The organism is Streptomyces sp. NPDC048496 (genome assembly GCF_043200055.1).
GTDB lineage: Bacteria > Actinomycetota > Actinomycetes > Streptomycetales > Streptomycetaceae > Streptomyces.
The window spans coordinates 1-19,591 of the sequence record NZ_JBICXB010000012.1; the positions used below are offsets into that span (position 1 = coordinate 1).

Sequence of the window (19,591 nt, forward strand, 5' to 3'; positions counted from 1 at the left end):
CAGCGTCAGGTCATCGGCGAAGTGCCGGTCACCGGTGGCGTCGGGCACATACTTCACACAGACAACGATCCTCAAGCTCACGCCGGCTCTCCTACTGCATCGTCATTTCTGGGCTGCCTTGATGCACGCAGCATAGGCGCCCGATGGGGCGGATTCCGGTCGGGGTGACCGCCGCTCCGAGCGAAATATTACTCGCCAGTACACCCAGTACGTTACCCATGAGCAAGCGCTTTGCACTGTGACCTGGCCGGCGCCCGGCGCCCGTGCGCCACCTGGGAACTCTCAGTCCCGCAACGCCGTGAAACGACCCTGATGGTAGAGAAGCGGGCGGCCGCCCCCGGCCGGATCGCCGACGACGGCCTCCGCGATCACGATCCGGTGGTCCCCCGCCGGGATGCGCGCCACCACGCGGCAGACCAGCCACGCAAGCACTCCGTCGAGCACCGGGACACCTTCCGGCCCACTGCGCCAATAGGTGGACGGACCGAACCGGTCGGCGCCGCTGCGCGCGAATGTGGCGGCCAGCTCCTGCTGGTGCTCGCCGAGTATGTGTACGCCGATGTGCTCGGCCTCCGCCACGACCGGCCAGCTGGAGGACGAGGTCCCCACGCCGAAGGAGATGAGCGGCGGCTCGGCGGCGACGGAGTTGAGGGAAGTCGCGGTGAAGCCGACCGGCCGGTCACCGGCGGCGGTGATCACCGCGACACCGGCGGCGTGCTGCCGGAAGACGGAGCGCAGGAGATCGGGGGAAGCCGTGCGGGCGCTGGAGAGCTCGGGCGAAGCCGTCATGGAGATGTCCTTCTGCGAGGGAGGCGTACGGGGCCGTGGGTGCTCAGGCACCCGGACGGCGCGCACTCGCGTTGCGGGCGAGGTCCACATGGACCCGGCTGTAGAGAAGGAATTCCGGCGGCATAGCGTCAGACTGACGATGCGTGGTGGCCGCAGTCAAGCGGGTTCCGCAATGTGGGAGATGCATCACGGTCCGTCACATCGCGTGCCCCAGCGCGGCGACAACATCGACGGTGCGGGGCTGCCCGGCCGCCCGCCGGACGATCCGGCCGGTCGCGTCGAGAACCAGCACCGTCGGCGTGCGGCTGATGTCGAGATCGCGTACAAGAGTGAGATGCGCCTCGGCGTCGATTTCGACATGCGCGACGCCGTCGACCATTCCGGCCACCTCGCCCAGGGTGCGGCGGGTGGCCCGGCAGGGCTGGCAGAAGGCGCTGGAGAACTGCACGAGAGTCGCGCGCTCCCCCAATTCCGCGCCGAGTTGGGCCGCATCCAGCCTGTTCGCGCGTGCCTGCCCGTCCACCATCCGCCTCCTGTCAGAGCCCTTCTCAAAGGGTCAGCACCGTCGGTCACGGAGTCATTCCCGCCGGCTCCACGTGACGAGAATCTCGCGCCCCGCGCCCGCCGAGACTGGCCACCGCGACGGACATGGGGCACGATCGGCGCAATGCCGAAAACCTACGGCTGCGTAACTTCCGCCGGGAGAACCCTCCTCAGGCGCTGAAGAAGGGTCTTCCCCAGATGGCAGAACTCGTCTATCGGCCGGTCGTCGGCGCCGCTCGCACCCTGTTCAAGGCGCTGGACCTGAAGATCGACACTCAGGGTTCGGAGCACATCCCGAAGACCGGCGGTGCGGTACTGGTCAGCAACCACATCAGCTATCTCGACTTCATCTTCACCGGGCTCGCGGCGCTGCCGCAGAAGCGGCTGGTCCGCTTCATGGCGAAGGAGTCGGTCTTCCGGCACAAGGTCTCCGGTCCGCTGATGCGTGGCATGAAGCACATCCCGGTCGACCGGAAGCAGGGCGAGGACGCGTATGCCCACGCGCTCGCCTCACTGCGCTCCGGCGAGATCATCGGCGTCTTCCCCGAGGCGACCATTTCGCAGTCGTTCACGCTGAAGAGCTTCAAGTCGGGCGCGGCCCGGCTGGCCCAGGAGGCCGGCGTACCGCTGATCCCGATGGCCCTGTGGGGCACACAGCGGATCTGGACCAAGGGGCGGCCGCGCAACCTCAAGCGCAGCCACATCCCGGTGACGATCCGGGTGGGTGCGCCGGTGGAGGCCCCCACCGACCAGTACGCGGGTGCGATCACCCGACGCCTGCGGGAAGGGGTGCAGGAGCTCCTCGAAGCGGCGCAGCGCGCCTACCCGGTGCGGCCGAGCAACGCGAGCGACACCTGGTGGGTGCCCGCGCACCTCGGCGGTACGGCTCCGACGCCCGCCGAGGTGCGCGGGACCAGCTGACCGGGCCCGTTCACCACCACGGCTGAAACGTCACTCCGGGGTGCGGACGGTGATCCGCGCTCCGGGGCTCAGCTTCTCCAGCGACTCGGCGAGTTGGGCGCCCGCGGCTTCGAGCTCGCGGACCGTCATCGGGGTGAGGCTCTCCAGGAGGAACACGGCGTTGACCGACTCGTCGGTGAGCCGGGTGCGTACGCCCTGCCGCCAGATCCAGCGGCGGCAGGTGACGCCCTCGTCGTCGCACCAGACGACTTCGCCGGGATCCGGGTGCTCCACGCCCTCCTCGCCGCCCGCGGCCGTGGGGAAGGGTTCCCGGCCCGTGGCGCGTACAAGGCGCATGGCGCCCTTGATGCGGTCGGCGTCCTCACCGCCGACCGCGATCAGATGGGCGACACTGATCGCGTTGTAGGCGTCGCCACATCCGGGGATTGCCGCGTCAGCTCCATGCATGGAGAGCGTACGGAAGCGACCGACCGGAAAGCAATGACTTTCCGGTCGGTCGCATATTCATGCGCAGCTTGATGCTACTTGGCGATCTCTTCCTTCAGCGCGAGGACGAACGCGTCCACGTCGTCCTCCGTGGTGTCGAAGGAGCACATCCAGCGCACATCGCCGGCGGCCTCGTCCCAGAAGTAGAAACGGAAGCGCTTCTGGAGCCGCTCGCTCACGTCGTGCGGCAGACGCGCGAAGACGGCGTTGGCCTGGACCGGGTAGAGGATCTCCACGCCGTCCACCGCCCGGACACCCTCCGCGAGCCGCTGGGCCATGGCGTTGGCGTGCCGGGCGTTGCGCAGCCACAGGTCACCGGCGAGCAGCGCCTCCAGCTGCACCGACACGAAGCGCATCTTCGATGCGAGCTGCATCGACAGCTTCCGCAGATGCTTCATGGCCCGTACGGCATCGGGATTCAGGACGACGACGGCCTCACCGAAGAGCGCCCCGTTCTTGGTGCCGCCGAACGAGAGGACGTCGACGCCGGCCTCGGTGGTGAACGCACGCACAGGGACGCCCAGCGACGCCGCGGCGTTGGCGATCCGCGCCCCGTCGAGGTGAACCTTCATGCCGCGCTCGTGGGAGTGCTCACAGATGGCGCGGATCTCATCGGGCGTGTAGACGGTGCCGAGCTCGGTGTTCTGGGCGATCGACACGACCTGGGGCATCGCGCGGTGCTCGTCGTCCCAGCCGTACGCCTGCCGGTCGATGAGCTCGGGGGTGAGCTTGCCGTCCGTGGTCGGCACGGTGAGCAGCTTGAGGCCGCCCACGCGCTCCGGCGCGCCGCCCTCGTCCACGTTGATGTGCGCGGACTCGGCGCAGATGACCGCGCCCCAGCGATCGGTCATCGCCTGCAGCGAGACGACATTCGCCCCGGTGCCGTTGAAGACCGGGAACGCCTCGGCGGTGGGGCCGAAGTGCCCCTTGACGATCTGCTGGAGGTTCACGGTGTAGTCGTCCTCGCCGTAGGCGATCTGGTGACCGCCGTTGGCGAGGGCGATGGCCGCGAGGATCTCCGGGTGGGCGCCCGCGTAGTTGTCACTGGCGAATCCGCGTATCTGCGGATCGTGGTGACGTCGCGCGTCGGTCCTCATGGTTGCGGGGTCAGCCACAGACGCTTTCCGTTCACTTCGGAGGCGGGCTTGGACCAGACGCCGGCGATGGCCTCGGCCAGCTCCTTGACGTCGGTGAAGCCCGCGAACTTCGCATTCGGGCGCTCGGCGCGCATCGCGTCGTGCACCAGTGCCTTGACGATCAGGATCGCAGCCGCTGCCTTCGGCCCTTCCTCGCCCCCCGCCTTGCGGAAGGCGTCGGCGAGCGCGAGGGTCCAGGCCTCGGCGGCCGCCTTCGACGCGGCGTAGGCGGCATTGCCCTCGGTGGGCTTACTCGCCCCGGCCGCGCTGGTCAGCAGATAGCGGCCGCGGTCGCTGCGCTGGAGCCCTCCCTGGAAGGCCAGCGAGGTGTGCTGAACCGTGCGGATCAGCAGCTTCTCCAGGAGATCCCAGTCGGCGAGGTCGGTCTCGGCGAAGGTGGCGCTGCCGCGCCAGCCGCCCACCAGGTGGACCAGGCCGTCGATCCGGCCGAACTCCTTCTCGGTCTTGTCCGCCCATTCCCGGGCGGCGGCGAGGTCGAGCAGATCGACGGTGTCGCCGGTGACGGTGGCGCCGCCGTGGGCGTACCGAGCGGCGTCGACGGCCTCTGCCAGGCGGGTGGCGTCCGCGTCCGAGGCGACGACGATCGCACCGGCCTCGGCGAGCCTGAGCAGCGTCGCCCGGCCGGCCGGTCCGGCGGCTCCGGCAACGGCGATCACCGCGCCTTCCAGCGCGCCGTTCCCATTGCCCGTGCCGTTTGCGTTCATGGCCACTGCCTCCTTGGAACGAGCGCTCATGCGGCTGCCTGCTCGGCGTCCGCCGCAGTGATCCCCTTGGTGGAGGCGATCACATTCTTCAGCTTCTTGGAGAGCGCCTCATAGAACATGCTCAGCGGAAACTCGTCCGGAAGCACGTCGTCCACGAGCTTGCGGGGCGGCTGCGAGAGGTCCAGGGCGTCCGGACCCTTGGCCCAGAGGGAGCCGGGGTGCGGGGCCAGGTAGGTCGAGACCAGGTCGTACGCGGCGAACCAGTGGACCAGCTTGGGGCGGTCGATGCCGTCGCGGTAGAGCTTCTCGATCTCGCCGCAGAGCTGGTTGGTGACCTGCGGGGCCCGGTCCCAGTCGATCTTCAGGGTGTTGTCGGTCCAGCGGATCACATCGTGCTTGTGGAGGTACGCGAAGAGCAGCTGGCCGCCGAGACCGTCGTAGTTGCGGACCCGCTCGCCGGTGACCGGGAAGCGGAACATCCGGTCGAACAGCACGGCGTACTGCACGTCACGGCCCTGCGCGAAGCCGTCGGCCTCCAGCTTCACGGCCTCCTTGAAGGCGGTGAGGTCGCAGCGCAGCTCCTCCAGTCCGTACATCCAGAACGGCTGGCGCTGCTTGATCATGAACGGGTCGAACGGCAGGTCGCCGTGGCTGTGGGTGCGGTCGTGGACCATGTCCCAGAGCACGAATGCCTGCTCGCAGCGCTGCTGGTCGCCGACCATCCCGCGGATGTCCTCGGGCAGCTCCACGCCGAGGAGTTCGACGGAGGCCTCGGTGACGCGGCGGAAGCGGGCGGCCTCACGGTCGCAGAAGATGCCGCCCCAGCTGAAGCGCTCGGGGGCCTCGCGCACGGCGATCGTCTCCGGGAAGAGCACCGCGGAATTGGTGTCGTAACCGGAGGTGAAGCCCTCGAAGGTGATGCCGCAGAAGAGCGGGTTGTCGTAGCGCGTGGCTTCGAGCTCGGCGAGCCATTCGGGCCAGACCATCCGCAGGACGACCGCTTCGAGATTGCGGTCCGGGTTGCCGTTCTGCGTGTACATCGCGAAGACGACCAGGTGCTGCAGGCCGTCGGTGCGGTTCTTGGCGGGCTGGAAGGCGAGCAGCGAGTCCAGGAAGTCCGGCACACCGAAGCCGTCCGCCGCCCAACGGCGCAGGTCCATGACGAGGGCGCGGTGGTACGCGGCATCGTGCGGGAGCAGCGGGGAAAGCTCTTCGATCGCGGCGATCACGCGTTCCAGCGTCACCAGGACGGTGGCAGGCGACGGGGCGCCGTCGGCGTCGAAGTCGATCGAACCGTCCTTCGCCTGCCAGGGCCGGATCTCCTCCACGGCATCCCTGAGCGCAGGCCAGGCAGGCTGCTCGACCACCCGTTGGGCAGTAGCTATCGCGCCGACCTCGGCGTCGTGCACAAGAATTTCCGTCATCACACTTCCTCCACGGGAGAACCTCGCGTCAAGCAACCGTATCCATGTGTGGTTCTTCGAGACAAGTGAGCATCAGAAAATTATCCTGCCGACCCCCCATGGTCACCGCGATTCTTCCTGTCGCATTCCGCTTGCGCGACTCCTTCCGTCGGTTCCGGGGGATGACGGACCGCCGACGGTCGAACACCCGGGCGCTCAGGCCGTGCGCGGCGCGCCCACGTACGGGTGACACAGCTCGCCGGGCGCCGGCGCTACCGGTAGGACGGGGTGCCATCCGCCTCCCTCCCACCCGTCTGGAGACCGCCGCTTGAGTATCCGTGCCGTCCTTGTCGCAGCCGTCATCACCGGAGTCCTGCTCGGTGTCGGCGACGTTCAGGGACACGGCGCCACTCACCCGCGCGTGACCGGCTCTCTCCCGGGTCCGGGCCACTAGGCTGCCGAGTTGCCGTAATCCGAGTACCGAAGTGCCGCGTGGGCAGGAGCAGCACGCGGGGAGACGCCGTCGACGGAAGCGAGATTGCCTTGACTTTTCTCACCATCGGTCATCGCGGGGTGATGGGTGTCGAGCCGGAGAACACCCTGCGGTCGTTCGTCCACGCCGAGCAGGCCGGCATGGACGCCATCGAACTGGACCTTCATCTGAGCAAGGACGGCGCACTCGCCGTCATGCACGACGCCGAGGTGGACCGGACGACCGACGGCACCGGCCCGATCGCCGAGAAGACCCTGGCCGAGCTGCGGGAACTCGATGCCGGGCAGGGCGAACGGGTGCCCGTCTTCGAGGAGGTGCTCGATGCCGTGCGCTCCCCCTTGCAGGCGGAGATCAAGGATGCGGCCGCAGCCCGGGCGCTGGCCGAGGTGATGCGGCAGCGCGATCTCGTCGACCGGGTCGAGGTGTCGTCGTTCCACGACGAGGCCGTCGCCGAGATCGCTCAACTGGTGCCGGGGGTACGGACCGTGCTCATCGCCAGCCGGTGGAAGAGCGATGTGGTGGACCGGGCGAAGGCGGTGGGCGCGGCGACGCTCGCGCTGAACATCCGCCGCCTCACGCTGGAGGTCGTCGAGCAGGCGCACGCCGAGGGAGTGAAGGTTATCGGCTGGGTGGTGAACACCCAGGATCATCTGCGTCTCGTGCGCGCCCTGGGGCTGGACGGCGCGACCACCGACTTCCCGGAGATCCGCCGCGCCGGCCGCTTCACCGCGTAGGTGCGGGGAGGGCTAACCCTCCTTCAGGTCCTTGATCAGCAGTTCGAAGGCGAGATCGTCGCGCTGCGGAACGCCGAAGCGCTCGTCGCCGTAGGGGAAGGGGCTCAGCTCTCCCGTACGGCGGTAGCCGCGACGCTCGTACCAGGCGATCAGTTCCTCACGGACCGAGATCACGGTCATGTGCATCTCGGTGGCGCCCCACCTCTCCCGGACGGTGCGTTCGGCCTCGGCGATGATCAGCTTGCCGAGGCCACCGCCCTGCAGCTCGGGGCGGACCGCGAACATCCCGAAGTAGGCGGCTTCCCCGCGGTGTTCGAGCTGACAGCAGGCGATCAGTTCGCTGTCCCGCTCCACCACGAGCAGTCGGCTGCCGGGTGCCTCGACCACCGCGCGGACCCCGTCGGGGTCGGTCCGCCGCCCCTGCAGGATGTCCGCCTCGGTGGTCCACCCCGCGCGGCTGGAGTCGCCCCGGTACGCCGATTCGACCAGCGTCACGAGCGCGGGCACATCGGCGTCCGCCGCGTCGCGGAAGGTCAGCTGTCCCGAGTCGCGGGGCGGGGCAGTGTCCATGGTGGAGCTCTCCTTTTCTCTGCTGGTCCGTGCCGCAGCAGAGTAACCCGCTGGTCCGCGCCTAATGTCTCGACCATGGTTCATGTGCTGAGCAGTCGGGTCCTGTTGAGCCCTACCGACCCCGAGCGGTCACGGACGTTCTACGGAGAGTCCCTCGGGCTGCCGGTGTACCGGGAGTTCGGTACCGGCCCCGAGCGGGGGACGGTGTACTTCCTGGGCGGCGGCTTTCTGGAGGTCTCCGGGCGCTCCGTCGCACCGCCCTCGCCCGGGCTGCGGCTGTGGCTGCAGGTCGCGGACGTCCGGGCGGCGTACGAGGAGCTGTCGGCCCGGGGCGTCGAGGTGGAACGGCAGCCGGTGCGCGAGCCGTGGGGGCTCGTGGAGATGTGGATCTCCGATCCGGACGGGGTGCGGATCGCCGTCGTCGAAGTGCCGGAGGACCATCCGCTGCGCTATCGGCCCTGAGGACAGTGACCCGCGACGGCGCACAACTGGCCGCGTCCTTCTGCGGGTTTCCTCCACGCGCTCCCCTCGTACATCAATGCGCCGCGTACGACCTGCCGGGCCGGGGCATCGACTAGTCGACACCGACGTCGTACGTCCTGGGGAGGTGCGCTGTGCACGGACCGGCGATGTCCGGCTGGCTGCTGATGGCGTTGTGCGGGGTCACGGGCGCGTACTGCCTGCTGCGGATGCGCAGCGGGACGGAGGAGGAGCGCAGGACGGCGCGCGCCGAGGCGGTCATGGGCTTCGGCATGGCCGCGATGGCGGCGCCCGCCGCGGTCTTCCCGCCGCCCGTGTGGGGATGGGCTGTGTATGTGGTGCTGTTCGGCGGGGCCGCGTTGCGCGCCCTCTGGTTCGCCCGCCGCAAGGGGCACCATCTGCACCATCTGGTCGGCTCACTGGCGATGGTCTACATGGCGCTGGTGATGACGCCGGGCAGCGGTGCGGCAGCGCACGGTGCGGGCGGTGTGCAGGGTGCGCACGGCGGACATCAGATGGTGCAGGTCGCCGGTGGAGTGCCGCTGCTGACAGGGATGCTGCTGGTCTATCACGCGGCCTATGTGCTGCGGTCCGGGACGCGGCTGATTCCGGCCGCCGCCGCGGGTCCGGCCGAGGGGACGACGGGAGGCGGCTGGGGCGCACGGCCGGAACTGGCACTGGCCTGCCGGCTGACGATGGGGATCGCCATGTTCGCGATGCTGCTCACACTGTGAGACAGCGGGTGTGGTCAACCGTGGCGTACATCACTTGCCGAGCACAGCCATACCCGCGGGTACCGCGCCACTCATAGGCTGACGCCATGTTGGTCTCCCTCGTGCTGCTGCTGCTCGGTGCACTGGCCGCCGTCGTGACCCCGCGGATGATGGCGCGGGCCGAGTGGCCCGAGCGCGAGCCCGTGGTGGCGCTGTGGGTGTGGCAGTGCGTGGTGGCCGGGGTACTGCTGTCCTTCGGACTCTCCATGACGTTCAGCGCGGCCGCCGCCTGGCAGGCGGTGCGCGGGCAGGTGTTCGGACACGCACCGCACGCCGTGGTGGAGGCGTACGCGCTGGGCGCGTACGGGCCGTGGTCCGCCGTCATGGCCGTTCTGCTGGCACTGGGTGGTATCTGGAGCGCGGCAATGCTGACGCGGGAGATCCGCCGGGCGCAGGTGCGGCGCAGCCGGCGCCGGGCCGAACTGCTGGTCCGTTCCCCGTTGATGCCCGGCGAGGAGCCCGGCAACGGCCGGCTCGTGGTGCTGGAGGGTGAGCGCCCCGACGCCTGGTGGCTGCCCGGAGCGGCACCTCAACTGGTCATCACCACTTCGGCACTTGGAAGACTGAGAGGCCGTCAGCTGGATGCTGTGCTGGCCCATGAACAGGGGCACGCGCAGGCGCGGCACGACTGGCTGCTGCACTGCTCCGCAGCGCTGGCGAACGGGTTCCCCCAGGTACCGGTGTTCGCCGCTTTCCGCGACGAGATGCACCGGCTCGTCGAACTGGCAGCGGACGATGTGGCGTCACGGCGCTTCGGGCGGCTGACGATCGCTCTCGCCCTGGTCGAACTGAACGAGGACCGGGGCGTGTTCGGCCCCTGCCCGACGCCGGACGCGGAGCTGCCACTGCGCGTGAACCGGCTGCTGTCTCCTGTCGAGCGGCTCACCGCGGGGCGGCGGCTGCGGCTGACCGCGGCGGCCGCCCTGGTGCCGGTGGTCCCGCTTCTGGTGGCCTTCGTGCCGGGACTCAGCGCGCTGGGATAGCCGGTGTCGTGGTCCGTCCGCAAGGATCACCCCATGCACTCCCCAGCCCCGCCTCCGCCCCTTTCCCCGCCGGAGCGCTCGCCTGCTCTCGGAGCCGGCATCGTGTGCGGGTCCCTCGCCCTGGTGCTGCTGATCCTGGTCGCCCTGCGCTGGTCCCCGCTGATGTCGCTGGACCGTACGGTCGCCGACGCGCTGCATCGGCGGGCGGTGGCGGAGCCGGGCCTCGTGCACATCAACCGGATCCTGACCGACTGGGTGTGGGACCCCTGGACGATGCGCACCCTGATCGCGGTCGCCGTGGTGTGGCTGTGGTGGCGCGGGGTCCGGATGCTCGCGGGGTGGGTGGCCGCGACAAGCCTGTTCGCCACCCTGCTGCAGCAGGGGTTGAAGTCCGCCGTCGGCCGGGAGCGCCCTCAGTGGCCGAACCCGGTGGACTCGGCCCACTACGCGGCGTTCCCGTCCGGTCACGCCATGACGGCGGTGGTGAGCTGTGGTTTGCTGCTGTGGCTGCTGCGCCGGCACGGCGTCCGGCGGCGGGTGTGGCACGCCGCGCTCGCGGTGGCGTGGGCATCGGTGATCGGCGTGGGGGTGACCCGGCTCTATCTGGGGGTGCACTGGATGACCGATGTACTGGGGGGCTGGCTGCTGGGTGCGGCGGTGGTCGCGTTCTCGATCGCCGCGTTCGCCCGGTACGAGGGACGGGAACGGGCGGCCTTGCCGCACCGCTCCTGAACGCGCGAGGATCGGACCCATGATGATCAAGGGCGTGCTCTTCGACTTCTCCGGGACCCTCTTCCGTATCGAACCCGTCCGGTCCTGGCTTTCGGCGGTCCTCGCCGAGCGGAACATAACCGTGACCGATGCCGACTTCGAGCAGTACGTGGCGGACCTGACGGCCGCCGGGGCGCTGCCCGGCGGCCCGAATCCGCAGCGCGTTCCCGACCGGCTTGCCGCGGCGTGGGCCACGCGCGACGAGAGTACGGAACGGCACCGTGAGGCGTACATGGGGCTGGCCCGCCAGGTCGCCCTGCCGGATCCGGGGCTGTACGAGGCGCTCTACGACCGGCACAAGTCGCCGGCGGCGTGGCGGCCGTACCCGGACGCGGCGGAGGTGCTGGCGGCGCTGCGTGCCGGCGGGACCCGGGTCGGCGTGGTCAGCAACGTCGGCTGGGACCTGCGGCCGATCTTCCGCGCTCACGGTCTCGACGCCCTGGTCGACGCCTATGTCCTGTCGTACGAGCACGGGATCCAGAAGCCGCACCCACATCTTTTTCACACCGCCTGCACACTTATCGGCCAGGATCCGAAGGATGTGGTCATGGTGGGTGACGATCGACACGCGGATGGCGGAGCGGCCGCACTGGGGTGTGACGTGCGCTTCGTCGACCATCTGCCGGTGGAGGAACGGCCGGGCGCGCTACGGGCACTCGGGCTCATTCCGTGATCCCGCGGAGGGACATGTGAGAGATGTCCCTGACGCCCAATGGGTCCGATTGTCACACCGTGGCCTTAGCCTGGTGGCATGTCCCGTTCTCCCCGCTCATCCGATTCCGTGCGCTCCGCCGCAGTGGTGAATGAAGAGATTCGCGACCTGTGGCAGCGTTCCGGCGGATGCCTGTCCCCGGACGACGAGGAGGAGTACCAGCGACTCCTGGTGGAGTGGGCCGCGGTGACCGGCGGGAGCGCGAGGTCTGCCGCGTAAGCGGTACGGGGCGGCATACCGCTCCCCGTCCGGCTCGGCCAGTCCGTGTGCGGCGACCTCCGGCACGTCGCACCCCCGGAGGCCTGACTTCTCCCCCGAACGACCGATCCCGGCGATCCCCTGCGCCGCCGGAACCAGGCAGCCACCCCGGTCGGCCTGGCCCGTCGGGCATCGGTCGGGGGCCGCGTTGATGACGGACGGCATGAACCGGTCAACGCAGGAGGCTGGTAGCTGCTTGCCGGCGAGTGGCGCACAAGGACGGTCCAGGCTGCTCGCCGTGTCCCGCCGGGCGAGGATCCGCCCGGCGGGAACGCGCCGTGAACGCACGGGTCCGGCGATACCCGCACAGCCGGATCAGTTGTCGAAGTAGTCCGGCTGCGTCTGCACATTGAGCTCCGGCATCCGCACGCGCTTCGCCGGGTCGGTCCGCCGGTCGTCGAGCCTCAGGACGTCGAAGCCCTTGGCGATGTCGTTGGAGTAGATGTATCCGTTGTAGTAGTACGCCGACCAGGGGCCGGCCGTGGTGACGGCGTCCAGGTTGACGGGACCGCGCTCGAAGAACGCGATCTCCTTGGGCGCCGAGGAGTCGGTGAAGTCCCATACCGAGACTCCGCCCTGGTACCAGGCCTGGACCATCAGGTCGCGGCCCTTGACCGGGATGATCGAACCATTGTGGGCGACGCAGACCTCGGTGGCGGCCTGCGGGCGGTCGATCTTGAAGTAGCTGCGGAAGACAAGCTTGCGGTGGTCACCCTTGCCGACGATGTCGTAGATGCCGTCGGCGCCGCGCTTCGGCCCGACCTCCTTGTTGCAGGTGGCCGCGCCACCTCCGCCGAGCTCATCGGTGAAGACAACCTTGTCCGCCTTCTGGTTGAACGTCGCCGAGTGCCAGAACGCGAAGTTCACATTGTCCTGAACCCGGTCGATGATCTTCGGGTTCTCCGGGTCCTTGATGGAGAACAGCAGGCCGTCCCCCATGCAGGCACCGGCGGCCAGGTCCTTCGACGGCAGCACCGTGATGTCGTGGCAGCCGCTCGTCTTCGAGACCCCGGGGTTGGTGGGCGCGCCCGGGTTGCCGCCGTCCGGGAAGAGCACCGGGAAGTTCACGACCGCGGCCTTCTCGGGCGCCTTGCGGGGCACCTTGATGATGGAGATCCCGTCATGCGGCGGCTGGCAGTCCGGGAACGCCTCGCTCGGCGAGTACGAGGAGACGTATATGTATACGTTGCTGCCTTCCGGAACCAGCGTGTGGGTGTGCGAGCCGCAGGCGGTCTCGACGGCGGCGACGTACTTCGGGTTGCGCTTGTCGCTGATGTCGAAGATCTTCATGCCCTCCCAGGAGGACTTCTCCGTGGCGGGCTGGGTGGTGCTGGCGCACGAGTTGTCGCTGCGTGAGGAGTCGGTGGACAGGAACAGCAGGTTCCCGGAGACCGAGACGTCGTTCTGGGATCCGGGGCAGAGCACCTGGGCGACGGTCTGCGGCGAACTCGGGTTGCTGATGTCGTAAATCCGGAAGCCGTCGTAATTTCCGGCGAATGCATACTTCCCCTGGAAGGCCAGGTCCGTGTTGAGACCCTTGAGCGCGTCCTTCGGGACGTTGGCCAGCTGGGTGATGTTGTCGCTGTGGACGATCTCGTCCACACCGGGTATCTCGCTGTCCTTGATGGCGGCAGTGGCGGCGGCCTCCTGGCTTGCGGAGAGACTGGTGCGGGTGGCGGGTGAATCACCGGGGTCGGGCGTTGCGGCCGCCGGTCCGGCCGTCAGCAGAGTGGCGAAGAGTCCGGCGGCGGCCGCCGCCACACCCAGACGTCTGCGCCGCACTTGGGTGATGTGTAACGAAGTCACTGCGTCCTCCCCTGTACCAAAGCGTGGCTGAACGGTTGACTGACCCCGGCAGTATCGTCCTTCTCACGGGTATCCCAACAGATGGCAACAGGAACGTAATGAAAGTTACCGACCCCTGAGGTTGCCGATGTGCGCCAAATGATCCGCTACGACCTCATGTGGCACTGGAGGCAGCCTTGTTGATTTTCCGTCAGGTCGCGCATGTGCACAGATCCGTAGTCGTCACTGCCGTGGCGACCGCCGTACTCTCCCTTGCCGCGTGCGACGCGGGCGGTGGCGGCCATGACGCCAACGCGCGTGCAGGAAACGGCCCTTCGGTCGTGGCACCGGGGAAGCCGGGAGAGCCCGCGCAGACCCTGTCCGTCGAGGAAGCCGCGAAGGCTGCCGGGAAAGACACCCCCAACTCGGCCGATTTCCGCTACGTACAGATGATGATCCAGCACCACGCCCAGGCACTGGAGTTGACCGCCCTGGTACCGTCCCGTTCCTCGTCCGCCCCGGTCAAGCGACTTGCCGAGCGCATCTCCGCAGCGCAGAAGCCGGAGATCGGCGCCATGGAGGGATGGCTCACGCACAACGGCGGCGAGAAACACGCGGGCGGTCACGACCACGCCGGGATGCCCGGCATGGCGACCCAGGCGCAGCTGAAGGAGTTGCGGGCTGCAGAGGGCAAGGCCTTCGACAAGCTGTTCCTGCAGCTGATGATCACCCACCACCAGGGAGCGATCACAATGGCGACCGAGGCCCTCTCGGAGGGGAACAACGTTCAGGTCGAGGAGATGGCGGACGATGTCGTCGCCCAGCAGACGGTCGAGATCGACCGGATGCGCGCACTGTCCTCCTGACGCGCCGCGCGGCCGCACCTCTCCCCTGCCCCGCCGACCGGTGGGATGCTGGAGTCACCCTCCGGGAAGAGGTGCACCGTGCTCCATGTCGCCGTCGTCGGCTCCGGACCCAGCGGGGTCTACACCGCCCAATCTCTGGTCGAGCAGTCCCGGGTGCCCGATGTCCGGGTGGACGTGCTGGACCGGCTGCCCTGCCCGTACGGCCTGGTTCGGTACGGCGTCGCCCCCGACCACGAGAAGATCAAGTCGCTGCAGAACAGTCTGCGGACCGTTCTTGAGCACGAGCGGATCACCTTTCTCGGCCATGTCCAGGTGGGCGGGGACGGGCTGTCACCCGAGCGGCTGAGCGAGCTCTACCATGCCGTGGTCTACTGCGTCGGGGCGGCGACCGACCGCGGTCTCGGCATTCCCGGCGAGGATCTGCCCGGCAGCCACTCGGCGACCGAGTTCGTCTCCTGGTACAGCGCACACCCCGACGCTGCTGCCAACAGCTTTGCGTTGCAGGCCCGTTCGGCCGTGGTGATCGGGGTCGGCAATGTGGCGGTCGACGTGGCGCGGATCCTCTCGCGCGGCGCCGAGGAACTGCGGCCCACCGATGTGCCCCACCCGGCGCTCGGCGCGCTGGCCGGCAGCCGGGTGCGCGAGGTGCACATGGCGGGCAGGCGGGGACCGTCGCAGGCCAGGTTCACCACCAAGGAGCTGCGCGAGCTGGGCGGGCTGCCGGGGGCGCGGGTCGTGGTGGACGGGGCGGAGCTGGCCCGCGATCCGGTGTACGCCCCCGTCGGGGCGCCGGCGGATTCACCGGTGCCGCTGCCGGCGGTGGTACGGCGCAATATCGAGGTACTGCGCGGGTGGGCCGAGGCCGGTGTCCCTGCCACCGGGCCGGACCCGATGCGCACGATCCACCTGCGGTTCTTTCTGCGTCCCGTCGAGCTCCTCGAACGGGACGGGCGGGTCGCCGGGGTCCGGTTCGCACGTACCGCGCCGGACGGCAGCGGAGGCATACAGGACACCGGTACGTACGAGGAGATCGACGCCCAGCTCGTCCTGCGGGCCGTCGGCTATCGCGGGCTGCCGCTGCCCGGTCTGCCGTTCGATCCGGCCCGCGGTACCGTGCCCCACCTGGCGGGGCGGGTGCTGCGGGACGGCGTGCCGTCACCCGGGGAGTACGTCGCCGGGTGGATCAAGCGGGGGCCGACCGGAGTGATCGGCTCGAACCGGCCGTGCGCGAAGGAGACGGTCGCGTCGCTGCTGGACGATGCGCCACTGCTCGAGGGGCGGCCGTCGGCCCCCGATCCGGTGGCCGCGCTGCGGGCGTGGGGGCTACGGCCGGTGAAATGGGACGGCTGGCTGTCGATCGAGCGGGCCGAGGCGGCCCTCGGGCAGTCGCTCGGCCGAGGGCCGGTGAAGATCCCGGACTGGGCGGGGCTCCTGCAGGCCGCACACGGCGACCGCCGCTGAACCGCTCCGGGTGGTGTCAGTCTTCGCCGAGCCGGTCCGCCTGCTGGTTCGCGGCGGCGAGAATCGCGTCGAGCAGCCCCGGGAAGAGCGTGTCCAGATCGTCGCGGCGGAGCCCGTTCATCTTGGCGGTGCCCCGGTAGGTCTGACTGACGATGCCGCTCTCGCGCAGCACCCGGAAGTGGTGCGTGGTCGTGGACTTGGACACCGGCAGTTCGATACGGGAGCAGGCGAGCTCGTCCTCGGCGGCGGCCAGCTCGCGGACCACCCGCAGCCGCATCGGGTCGGAGAGCGCGTGGAGCACCGCCTCGATACGGATCTCCTCGCGTGCGGGGTGGGCGAGTACACGGGCGCCTACGCCCGGGGCGTCGGTGACACGAGCGGCGGCCGCACTGGTGGCGGGCACGGTGACTCCCCTTACGTCGTGTCGGACGGGCACCTTTTGGTACGAGACCCATCATACTTTGCCGCACGGCTGAGGCGTCAGGACAGCTTCTGCCCTGTACAGCTCCCGGTGCGGCCGTCACCCCCTGACGCGAGTTCCACGACGGCGCGAACGCGGTTTCGGTCCGGAAGCCGGTCAGCCGCTGAGCAGGTCCGGCCTCTCGGCCAGCGAGGCGAGATGCCCGGCCGGGTCGGCGATCAGTCTGCGGGCCGTCAGGTCGAGCATGCCTGCCACGCCCGTCACCTCCGCCGCGACCGTGCCGTCCTCCTTGAGGATCCTCTGCACGACCTCGAAGGTCTTCCCCGCGCTGTACACGAACTGGCAGGTCACCCGGACGCGCTCGCCGCCGCGCAGCTCCCGCCGGAACTTCACCGTGACTTCCAGCGCGACCGGTCCCACCCCGCTGGCCAGCAGCTTCTCCTGCGGCAGCCCGGCAGCTCGCAGCAACTCCCACCGGGCGTGCTCGGCGTACTGCAGATAGACGGCCTGATTCAGGTGCCCCTGCGTGTCGAGCTCATAGCCGCGCACGGTCACGTCAACGAAGAAGGTCATGGTCGCCGTAACGTCGCCGCGCAATCCACCATTCCCCGCTTGGCACACTTTCCCGCCAACTCCCATGCACACGCCGCATGTACACGAGCGACGTCGCCACAGCTCTTTACGTATCCGTCATGCACGGACGGCTCCTGGACCATCGTGCTCGGTGTGCAGATGGAGGCCGCGTGCACGGACCGGGTGAAGATGACGGTGAGTCCGGGCAGTGCGTGCGCCGGGCAAGATCGGCTCCGACAGTCCCTGTCTGAAGTAGCCACGCCACCGGACGGGGTGACGGGCGGGCGCGCAGCACGCCCGTCACCTCCGAGCCGGCTCACACGCGCCATCCCCGTGGCCCCGTGTGCATCCGGCATGGGGACGCACGTCCGCCTGCCACCGGGACGCTCCCGTCCGGAACAAAGGGGGCGCGCTCTCGCGCGCGCTGTGACACCCTCACCCCGATTGAGCAATTCAGCCCTTGTCCCCGAGGCCCCGCCGGGCCACCACAGGAGCGTCCGATGGCGACACCACCCCGCCTGATCCCCCTGCTTCAGCAGTTCGACTTCGCGCGGGGGCGCCTCGCGGACCGCATGACGGGCCCCGTCATGGACAGCGGCAACGGCACGGACATCGAAGTCCCGCCCATGACCGACGCGGAGTACCTCTGGGAGCCGGTACCGGACTGCTGGTCGGTGCGCCGCCGCGCGGACGGACCCGGGAAGGGCGCGACCCTCCTGGTCGGTGCGGGCGACTGGGGGCGCGATTCGTCGCACGCGCCGCACCCCACACCGCCGCCGTTCACCACCCTCGCCTGGCGGTTGAGCCATGTCAGCGAGATGCTGGCCATCCGCGCCGACCACACGAACGGCAGCCACGCCCTGACCCGGGACGACTACCACGTCGCCGGTGACGTCGCAGGGGCGATCGCCGACTTCGATACCAGTGCCACCGCCTGGCGCGAGGCGCTGCTCAGCGCCGACGACGCGGCGCTCGACACCGTGGGACACAGCACGTACCCGCATGGCAGCGATCCGGAGGATCCGTTCATCGAAACGGTCTGGTGGGTCAATCAGGAACTACTGCACCATGGGGCCGAGATCGCCATGATCCGCGACCTGTATCGCGCACGGCGGGGCTGACGCGGAGCCCTGCGCGGCAACCCGGCCGCAACGCAACGAGCCCCCGCCGGATGTCCGGCGGGGGCTCGTCGTGTCAGGCGGCGATGCCGGCCGAGGTGACCACCCGGTCGTCCGCGGTGTACAGGACGTCCCGGACGACCGCCGCCTCGGGGTGGCGCCTGGCCAGTTCCTCCTGGACGTCGTGGTGGGTGGTGCAGCGGCGGCCGTCGAGCAGTCCGGCCCGGCCCAGCGCCTCGGCTCCGGCGCAGACGCTGGCGACGGTGCCGCCCCTGGCGTGGTGGTCCCAGAGGGCCCGCAGGGCCGCGTCCCCGACGGCGGGGCTGTCGGCCAGGGTGAGCGCCCGCCAGCCGGGGGCGACGATCAGGTCGTCGGGACCGAGGTCGGGCCAGTCCAGCCGGGCGACCAGCGGCAGGCCCTGCGCCGTGGGCACCTGCGGCTGCTCGGCGACGTAGCTGAGGGTGTACGGGTGCCCGAAGTCCGGGGCCGTGGAGAAGACCTGCGCGGGGCCGGCCAGGTCCAGCAGTCGGCATCGTGCTGGCGATCCTCGCAGGGGTGGTGCTGCTCTGGCTCTACCGCACCAGGGTGCAGGACCGCAGGTGTCGGTGGACCGGGGCGGGCCCCGATCCCCATGGAAGGGACTTACCGCACCACCGGCCACTGGCTACCCTGGGCGGTGATGTTCACATCACAGGGACCCACCCTCCGAGAACTCGCGGTTCAGGCGCTGTCCTCCACGGAGCGCGGATACGACCTGCTCGCCGAGAAGTTCGACCGCACTCCGTTCCGTACCCCGGACCGCGTTCTGAAGGCGGTCGAGCACGCCCTCACCCGCCTCGGTCCTTTCGACAGGGGCCTCGACCTCTGCTGCGGCACCGGCGCCGGGATGGACGTCCTGCGGCGCCTGTGCCGGGAACGGGTCACGGGCGTCGACTTCAGCGCCGGCATGCTGGCCGTGGGCCGTTCCGCGCACCCGCCCACGCCGTCAGGCGGCCCGGCCCTGGACTGGGTACGAGCCGACGCCCTCGCCCTCCCCTTCCAGCCGGCCTTCGACCTCGCGGTCAGCTTCGGCGCCTTCGGCCACTTCCTGCCCGAGGAACGCCCCGGCCTGTTCGCCCAGGTGTACGCGGCACTCCGCCCGGGCGGCCGCTTCGCCTTCCCGATCGGCGCCCCGCCTCGGATGGGCTCCCCGCTGTACTGGGCCCTGCTGGGCTTCGACACGACGATGCGTGTGCGCAACGCCCTGTGGCGGCCGCACTTCGTCATGTACTACCGGACGTTCCGTCTCCCCGATGTGCTGGAGGACCTGACCGAGACGGGCTTCGAGGTGGAGCTGCTGCCGCTGGAGGAGCTCGGCCGACGACCGGACGGCAGCTCGAGGTGCCGCCTCGTCGTGGCACGACGGGGCCTCAGCTAGGAAGCCGAACTGCGGCGAGGTCTCACCGCCCGGGCAATCGCCGGAGTATGCGGCCACCGTCGCCGACGTCGAAGACATCACGGCTGCTGGTTGTCCACGGAGTACAGCACCCTGGATCGTTCCCGTACCGGTCCGATCTCGTGGTCCCGTGTCGTGGCAGCCGGCCGGAGAGA

At 69.6% G+C, this 19,591-nt stretch carries 21 protein-coding genes and 3 pseudogenes; 12 read left to right on the forward strand and 12 right to left on the reverse strand.

From position 1 onward, the window contains the following. From ACGFSA_RS14585 to ACGFSA_RS14595, 3 genes and pseudogenes are all read right to left on the reverse strand, one after another. A pseudogene (locus ACGFSA_RS14585) lies at positions 1–81 on the reverse strand (electron transfer flavoprotein subunit beta); the annotation flags it as partial. Positions 82–282: 201 nt separating this feature from the next. Next, positions 283–789, reverse strand: coding sequence for a flavin reductase family protein (locus tag ACGFSA_RS14590; protein ID WP_393304041.1), 507 nt, complete (start codon positions 787–789; stop codon positions 283–285). 196 nt (positions 790–985) lie between these two features. After that, positions 986–1,315, reverse strand: coding sequence for a TlpA family protein disulfide reductase (locus ACGFSA_RS14595; RefSeq protein ID WP_393304043.1), 330 nt, complete (start codon positions 1,313–1,315; stop codon positions 986–988). A gap of 215 nt (positions 1,316–1,530) precedes the next feature. On the opposite strand from ACGFSA_RS14595, the gene ACGFSA_RS14600 reads away from it, so the two are divergent. Next, positions 1,531–2,253: a lysophospholipid acyltransferase family protein gene (locus ACGFSA_RS14600; protein ID WP_393304045.1), complete on the forward strand. Its 723-nt coding sequence runs from the start codon at positions 1,531–1,533 to the stop codon at positions 2,251–2,253. A gap of 30 nt (positions 2,254–2,283) precedes the next feature. On the opposite strand, the pseudogene ACGFSA_RS14605 reads toward ACGFSA_RS14600, so the two are convergent. The 4 genes and pseudogenes from ACGFSA_RS14605 to ACGFSA_RS14620 all read right to left on the reverse strand — a co-directional run. Then, positions 2,284–2,664: pseudogene (locus ACGFSA_RS14605) on the reverse strand (B3/4 domain-containing protein); the annotation flags it as partial. A gap of 110 nt (positions 2,665–2,774) precedes the next feature. Then, on the reverse strand, positions 2,775–3,836 hold the full coding sequence (locus ACGFSA_RS14610; RefSeq protein ID WP_393304047.1) for a threonine aldolase family protein: 1,062 nt from the start codon (positions 3,834–3,836) through the stop codon (positions 2,775–2,777). Next, on the reverse strand, positions 3,833–4,600 hold the full coding sequence (locus tag ACGFSA_RS14615) for an SDR family NAD(P)-dependent oxidoreductase (protein WP_393304049.1): 768 nt from the start codon (positions 4,598–4,600) through the stop codon (positions 3,833–3,835). Before ACGFSA_RS14615 ends, ACGFSA_RS14610 begins: the two co-directional genes overlap by 4 nt. Positions 4,601–4,626: 26 nt before the next feature. Further along, on the reverse strand, positions 4,627–6,024 hold the full coding sequence (locus ACGFSA_RS14620; protein WP_393304051.1) for a DUF6421 family protein: 1,398 nt from the start codon (positions 6,022–6,024) through the stop codon (positions 4,627–4,629). A gap of 555 nt (positions 6,025–6,579) precedes the next feature. Between ACGFSA_RS14620 and ACGFSA_RS14625 the strand changes: the two genes are divergently transcribed. Next, positions 6,580–7,230, forward strand: a complete 651-nt coding sequence (locus ACGFSA_RS14625; protein ID WP_393304293.1) for a glycerophosphodiester phosphodiesterase — start codon at positions 6,580–6,582, stop codon at positions 7,228–7,230. Positions 7,231–7,242: 12 nt separating this feature from the next. Here ACGFSA_RS14625 and ACGFSA_RS14630 read toward each other — a convergent pair whose 3' ends face one another. Then, positions 7,243–7,800 (reverse strand): GNAT family N-acetyltransferase, encoded by a 558-nt coding sequence (locus ACGFSA_RS14630; RefSeq protein WP_393304053.1) that lies wholly within the window; start codon positions 7,798–7,800, stop codon positions 7,243–7,245. 75 nt (positions 7,801–7,875) lie between these two features. Here ACGFSA_RS14630 and ACGFSA_RS14635 point away from each other — a divergent pair, with 75 nt between their 5' ends. The 6 genes from ACGFSA_RS14635 to ACGFSA_RS14660 all read left to right on the forward strand — a co-directional run bounded on the left by ACGFSA_RS14635 (position 7,876) and on the right by ACGFSA_RS14660 (position 11,738). Continuing rightward, entirely contained in the window at positions 7,876–8,262 is a 387-nt protein-coding gene (locus tag ACGFSA_RS14635) for a VOC family protein (protein WP_366693664.1), read from the forward strand. A 152-nt stretch (positions 8,263–8,414) separates the two neighbouring features. Then, entirely contained in the window at positions 8,415–9,014 is a 600-nt protein-coding gene (locus ACGFSA_RS14640) for a DUF5134 domain-containing protein (protein ID WP_393304056.1), read from the forward strand. A gap of 86 nt (positions 9,015–9,100) precedes the next feature. Beyond that, positions 9,101–10,036, forward strand: coding sequence for a M56 family metallopeptidase (locus tag ACGFSA_RS14645; protein WP_393304058.1), 936 nt, complete (start codon positions 9,101–9,103; stop codon positions 10,034–10,036). A 33-nt stretch (positions 10,037–10,069) separates the two neighbouring features. Further along, positions 10,070–10,768, forward strand: a complete 699-nt coding sequence (locus tag ACGFSA_RS14650; protein WP_393304060.1) for a phosphatase PAP2 family protein — start codon at positions 10,070–10,072, stop codon at positions 10,766–10,768. 19 nt (positions 10,769–10,787) lie between these two features. Next, positions 10,788–11,480 carry an HAD family hydrolase gene (locus tag ACGFSA_RS14655; protein ID WP_393304062.1) on the forward strand — a complete coding sequence of 231 codons (693 nt, stop codon included), beginning with the start codon at positions 10,788–10,790 and terminating at the stop codon, positions 11,478–11,480. A 78-nt stretch (positions 11,481–11,558) separates the two neighbouring features. Then, positions 11,559–11,738, forward strand: coding sequence for a hypothetical protein (locus ACGFSA_RS14660; protein WP_358860614.1), 180 nt, complete (start codon positions 11,559–11,561; stop codon positions 11,736–11,738). Between the two features lie 354 nt (positions 11,739–12,092). On the opposite strand, the gene ACGFSA_RS14665 is transcribed toward ACGFSA_RS14660, so the two are convergent. Beyond that, the gene (locus tag ACGFSA_RS14665) at positions 12,093–13,583 is read right to left on the reverse strand and encodes an LVIVD repeat-containing protein (RefSeq protein WP_393304064.1); all 1,491 of its coding nucleotides are present in this window, start codon (positions 13,581–13,583) and stop codon (positions 12,093–12,095) included. 203 nt (positions 13,584–13,786) lie between these two features. Here ACGFSA_RS14665 and ACGFSA_RS14670 point away from each other — a divergent pair, with 203 nt between their 5' ends. Then, complete coding sequence (locus ACGFSA_RS14670) at positions 13,787–14,428, forward strand: DUF305 domain-containing protein (RefSeq protein ID WP_393304066.1); 642 nt, start codon at positions 13,787–13,789, stop codon at positions 14,426–14,428. A 78-nt stretch (positions 14,429–14,506) separates the two neighbouring features. Then, positions 14,507–15,889, forward strand: a complete 1,383-nt coding sequence (locus ACGFSA_RS14675; RefSeq protein ID WP_393304068.1) for an FAD-dependent oxidoreductase — start codon at positions 14,507–14,509, stop codon at positions 15,887–15,889. Between the two features lie 16 nt (positions 15,890–15,905). Here the strand turns inward: ACGFSA_RS14675 and ACGFSA_RS14680 are convergent, their stop codons facing one another. Together ACGFSA_RS14680 and ACGFSA_RS14685 are read right to left on the reverse strand one after the other, a co-directional pair. Continuing rightward, positions 15,906–16,292 (reverse strand): ArsR/SmtB family transcription factor, encoded by a 387-nt coding sequence (locus ACGFSA_RS14680; protein WP_393304070.1) that lies wholly within the window; start codon positions 16,290–16,292, stop codon positions 15,906–15,908. A gap of 174 nt (positions 16,293–16,466) precedes the next feature. Beyond that, a complete protein-coding gene (locus tag ACGFSA_RS14685) occupies positions 16,467–16,883 on the reverse strand; it encodes an acyl-CoA thioesterase (RefSeq protein ID WP_393304072.1) in 417 nt (138 codons plus the stop codon). Between the two features lie 500 nt (positions 16,884–17,383). Here ACGFSA_RS14685 and ACGFSA_RS14690 point away from each other — a divergent pair, with 500 nt between their 5' ends. Continuing rightward, entirely contained in the window at positions 17,384–18,004 is a 621-nt protein-coding gene (locus ACGFSA_RS14690; protein WP_393304074.1) for a DinB family protein, read from the forward strand. Between the two features lie 76 nt (positions 18,005–18,080). On the opposite strand, the pseudogene ACGFSA_RS14695 reads toward ACGFSA_RS14690, so the two are convergent. Further along, a pseudogene (locus ACGFSA_RS14695) lies at positions 18,081–18,527 on the reverse strand (DJ-1/PfpI family protein); the annotation flags it as partial. Positions 18,528–18,680: 153 nt separating this feature from the next. On the opposite strand from ACGFSA_RS14695, the gene ACGFSA_RS14700 reads away from it, so the two are divergent. Beyond that, a complete protein-coding gene (locus ACGFSA_RS14700; protein ID WP_393304076.1) occupies positions 18,681–19,418 on the forward strand; it encodes a class I SAM-dependent methyltransferase in 738 nt (245 codons plus the stop codon). Positions 19,419–19,591: the final 173 nt, after the last annotated feature.

Excerpts from the sequence above, each read along its gene's own strand:
- ACGFSA_RS14590 (WP_393304041.1), bottom strand. The coding sequence starts at position 789 with ATGACGGCTTCGCCCGAGCTCTCCAGCGCCCGCACGGCTTCCCCCGAT.
- ACGFSA_RS14595 (WP_393304043.1), bottom strand. The coding sequence starts at position 1,315 with ATGGTGGACGGGCAGGCACGCGCGAACAGGCTGGATGCGGCCCAACTC.
- ACGFSA_RS14600 (WP_393304045.1), top strand. The coding sequence starts at position 1,531 with ATGGCAGAACTCGTCTATCGGCCGGTCGTCGGCGCCGCTCGCACCCTG.
- ACGFSA_RS14610 (WP_393304047.1), bottom strand. The coding sequence starts at position 3,836 with ATGAGGACCGACGCGCGACGTCACCACGATCCGCAGATACGCGGATTC.
- ACGFSA_RS14615 (WP_393304049.1), bottom strand. The coding sequence starts at position 4,600 with ATGAACGCAAACGGCACGGGCAATGGGAACGGCGCGCTGGAAGGCGCG.
- ACGFSA_RS14620 (WP_393304051.1), bottom strand. The coding sequence starts at position 6,024 with ATGACGGAAATTCTTGTGCACGACGCCGAGGTCGGCGCGATAGCTACT.
- ACGFSA_RS14625 (WP_393304293.1), top strand. The coding sequence starts at position 6,580 with ATGGGTGTCGAGCCGGAGAACACCCTGCGGTCGTTCGTCCACGCCGAG.
- ACGFSA_RS14630 (WP_393304053.1), bottom strand. The coding sequence starts at position 7,800 with ATGGACACTGCCCCGCCCCGCGACTCGGGACAGCTGACCTTCCGCGAC.
- ACGFSA_RS14635 (WP_366693664.1), top strand. The coding sequence starts at position 7,876 with ATGGTTCATGTGCTGAGCAGTCGGGTCCTGTTGAGCCCTACCGACCCC.
- ACGFSA_RS14645 (WP_393304058.1), top strand. The coding sequence starts at position 9,101 with ATGTTGGTCTCCCTCGTGCTGCTGCTGCTCGGTGCACTGGCCGCCGTC.
- ACGFSA_RS14650 (WP_393304060.1), top strand. The coding sequence starts at position 10,070 with ATGCACTCCCCAGCCCCGCCTCCGCCCCTTTCCCCGCCGGAGCGCTCG.
- ACGFSA_RS14655 (WP_393304062.1), top strand. The coding sequence starts at position 10,788 with ATGATGATCAAGGGCGTGCTCTTCGACTTCTCCGGGACCCTCTTCCGT.
- ACGFSA_RS14660 (WP_358860614.1), top strand. The coding sequence starts at position 11,559 with ATGTCCCGTTCTCCCCGCTCATCCGATTCCGTGCGCTCCGCCGCAGTG.
- ACGFSA_RS14685 (WP_393304072.1), bottom strand. The coding sequence starts at position 16,883 with ATGACCTTCTTCGTTGACGTGACCGTGCGCGGCTATGAGCTCGACACG.
- ACGFSA_RS14690 (WP_393304074.1), top strand. The coding sequence starts at position 17,384 with ATGGCGACACCACCCCGCCTGATCCCCCTGCTTCAGCAGTTCGACTTC.
- ACGFSA_RS14700 (WP_393304076.1), top strand. The coding sequence starts at position 18,681 with ATGTTCACATCACAGGGACCCACCCTCCGAGAACTCGCGGTTCAGGCG.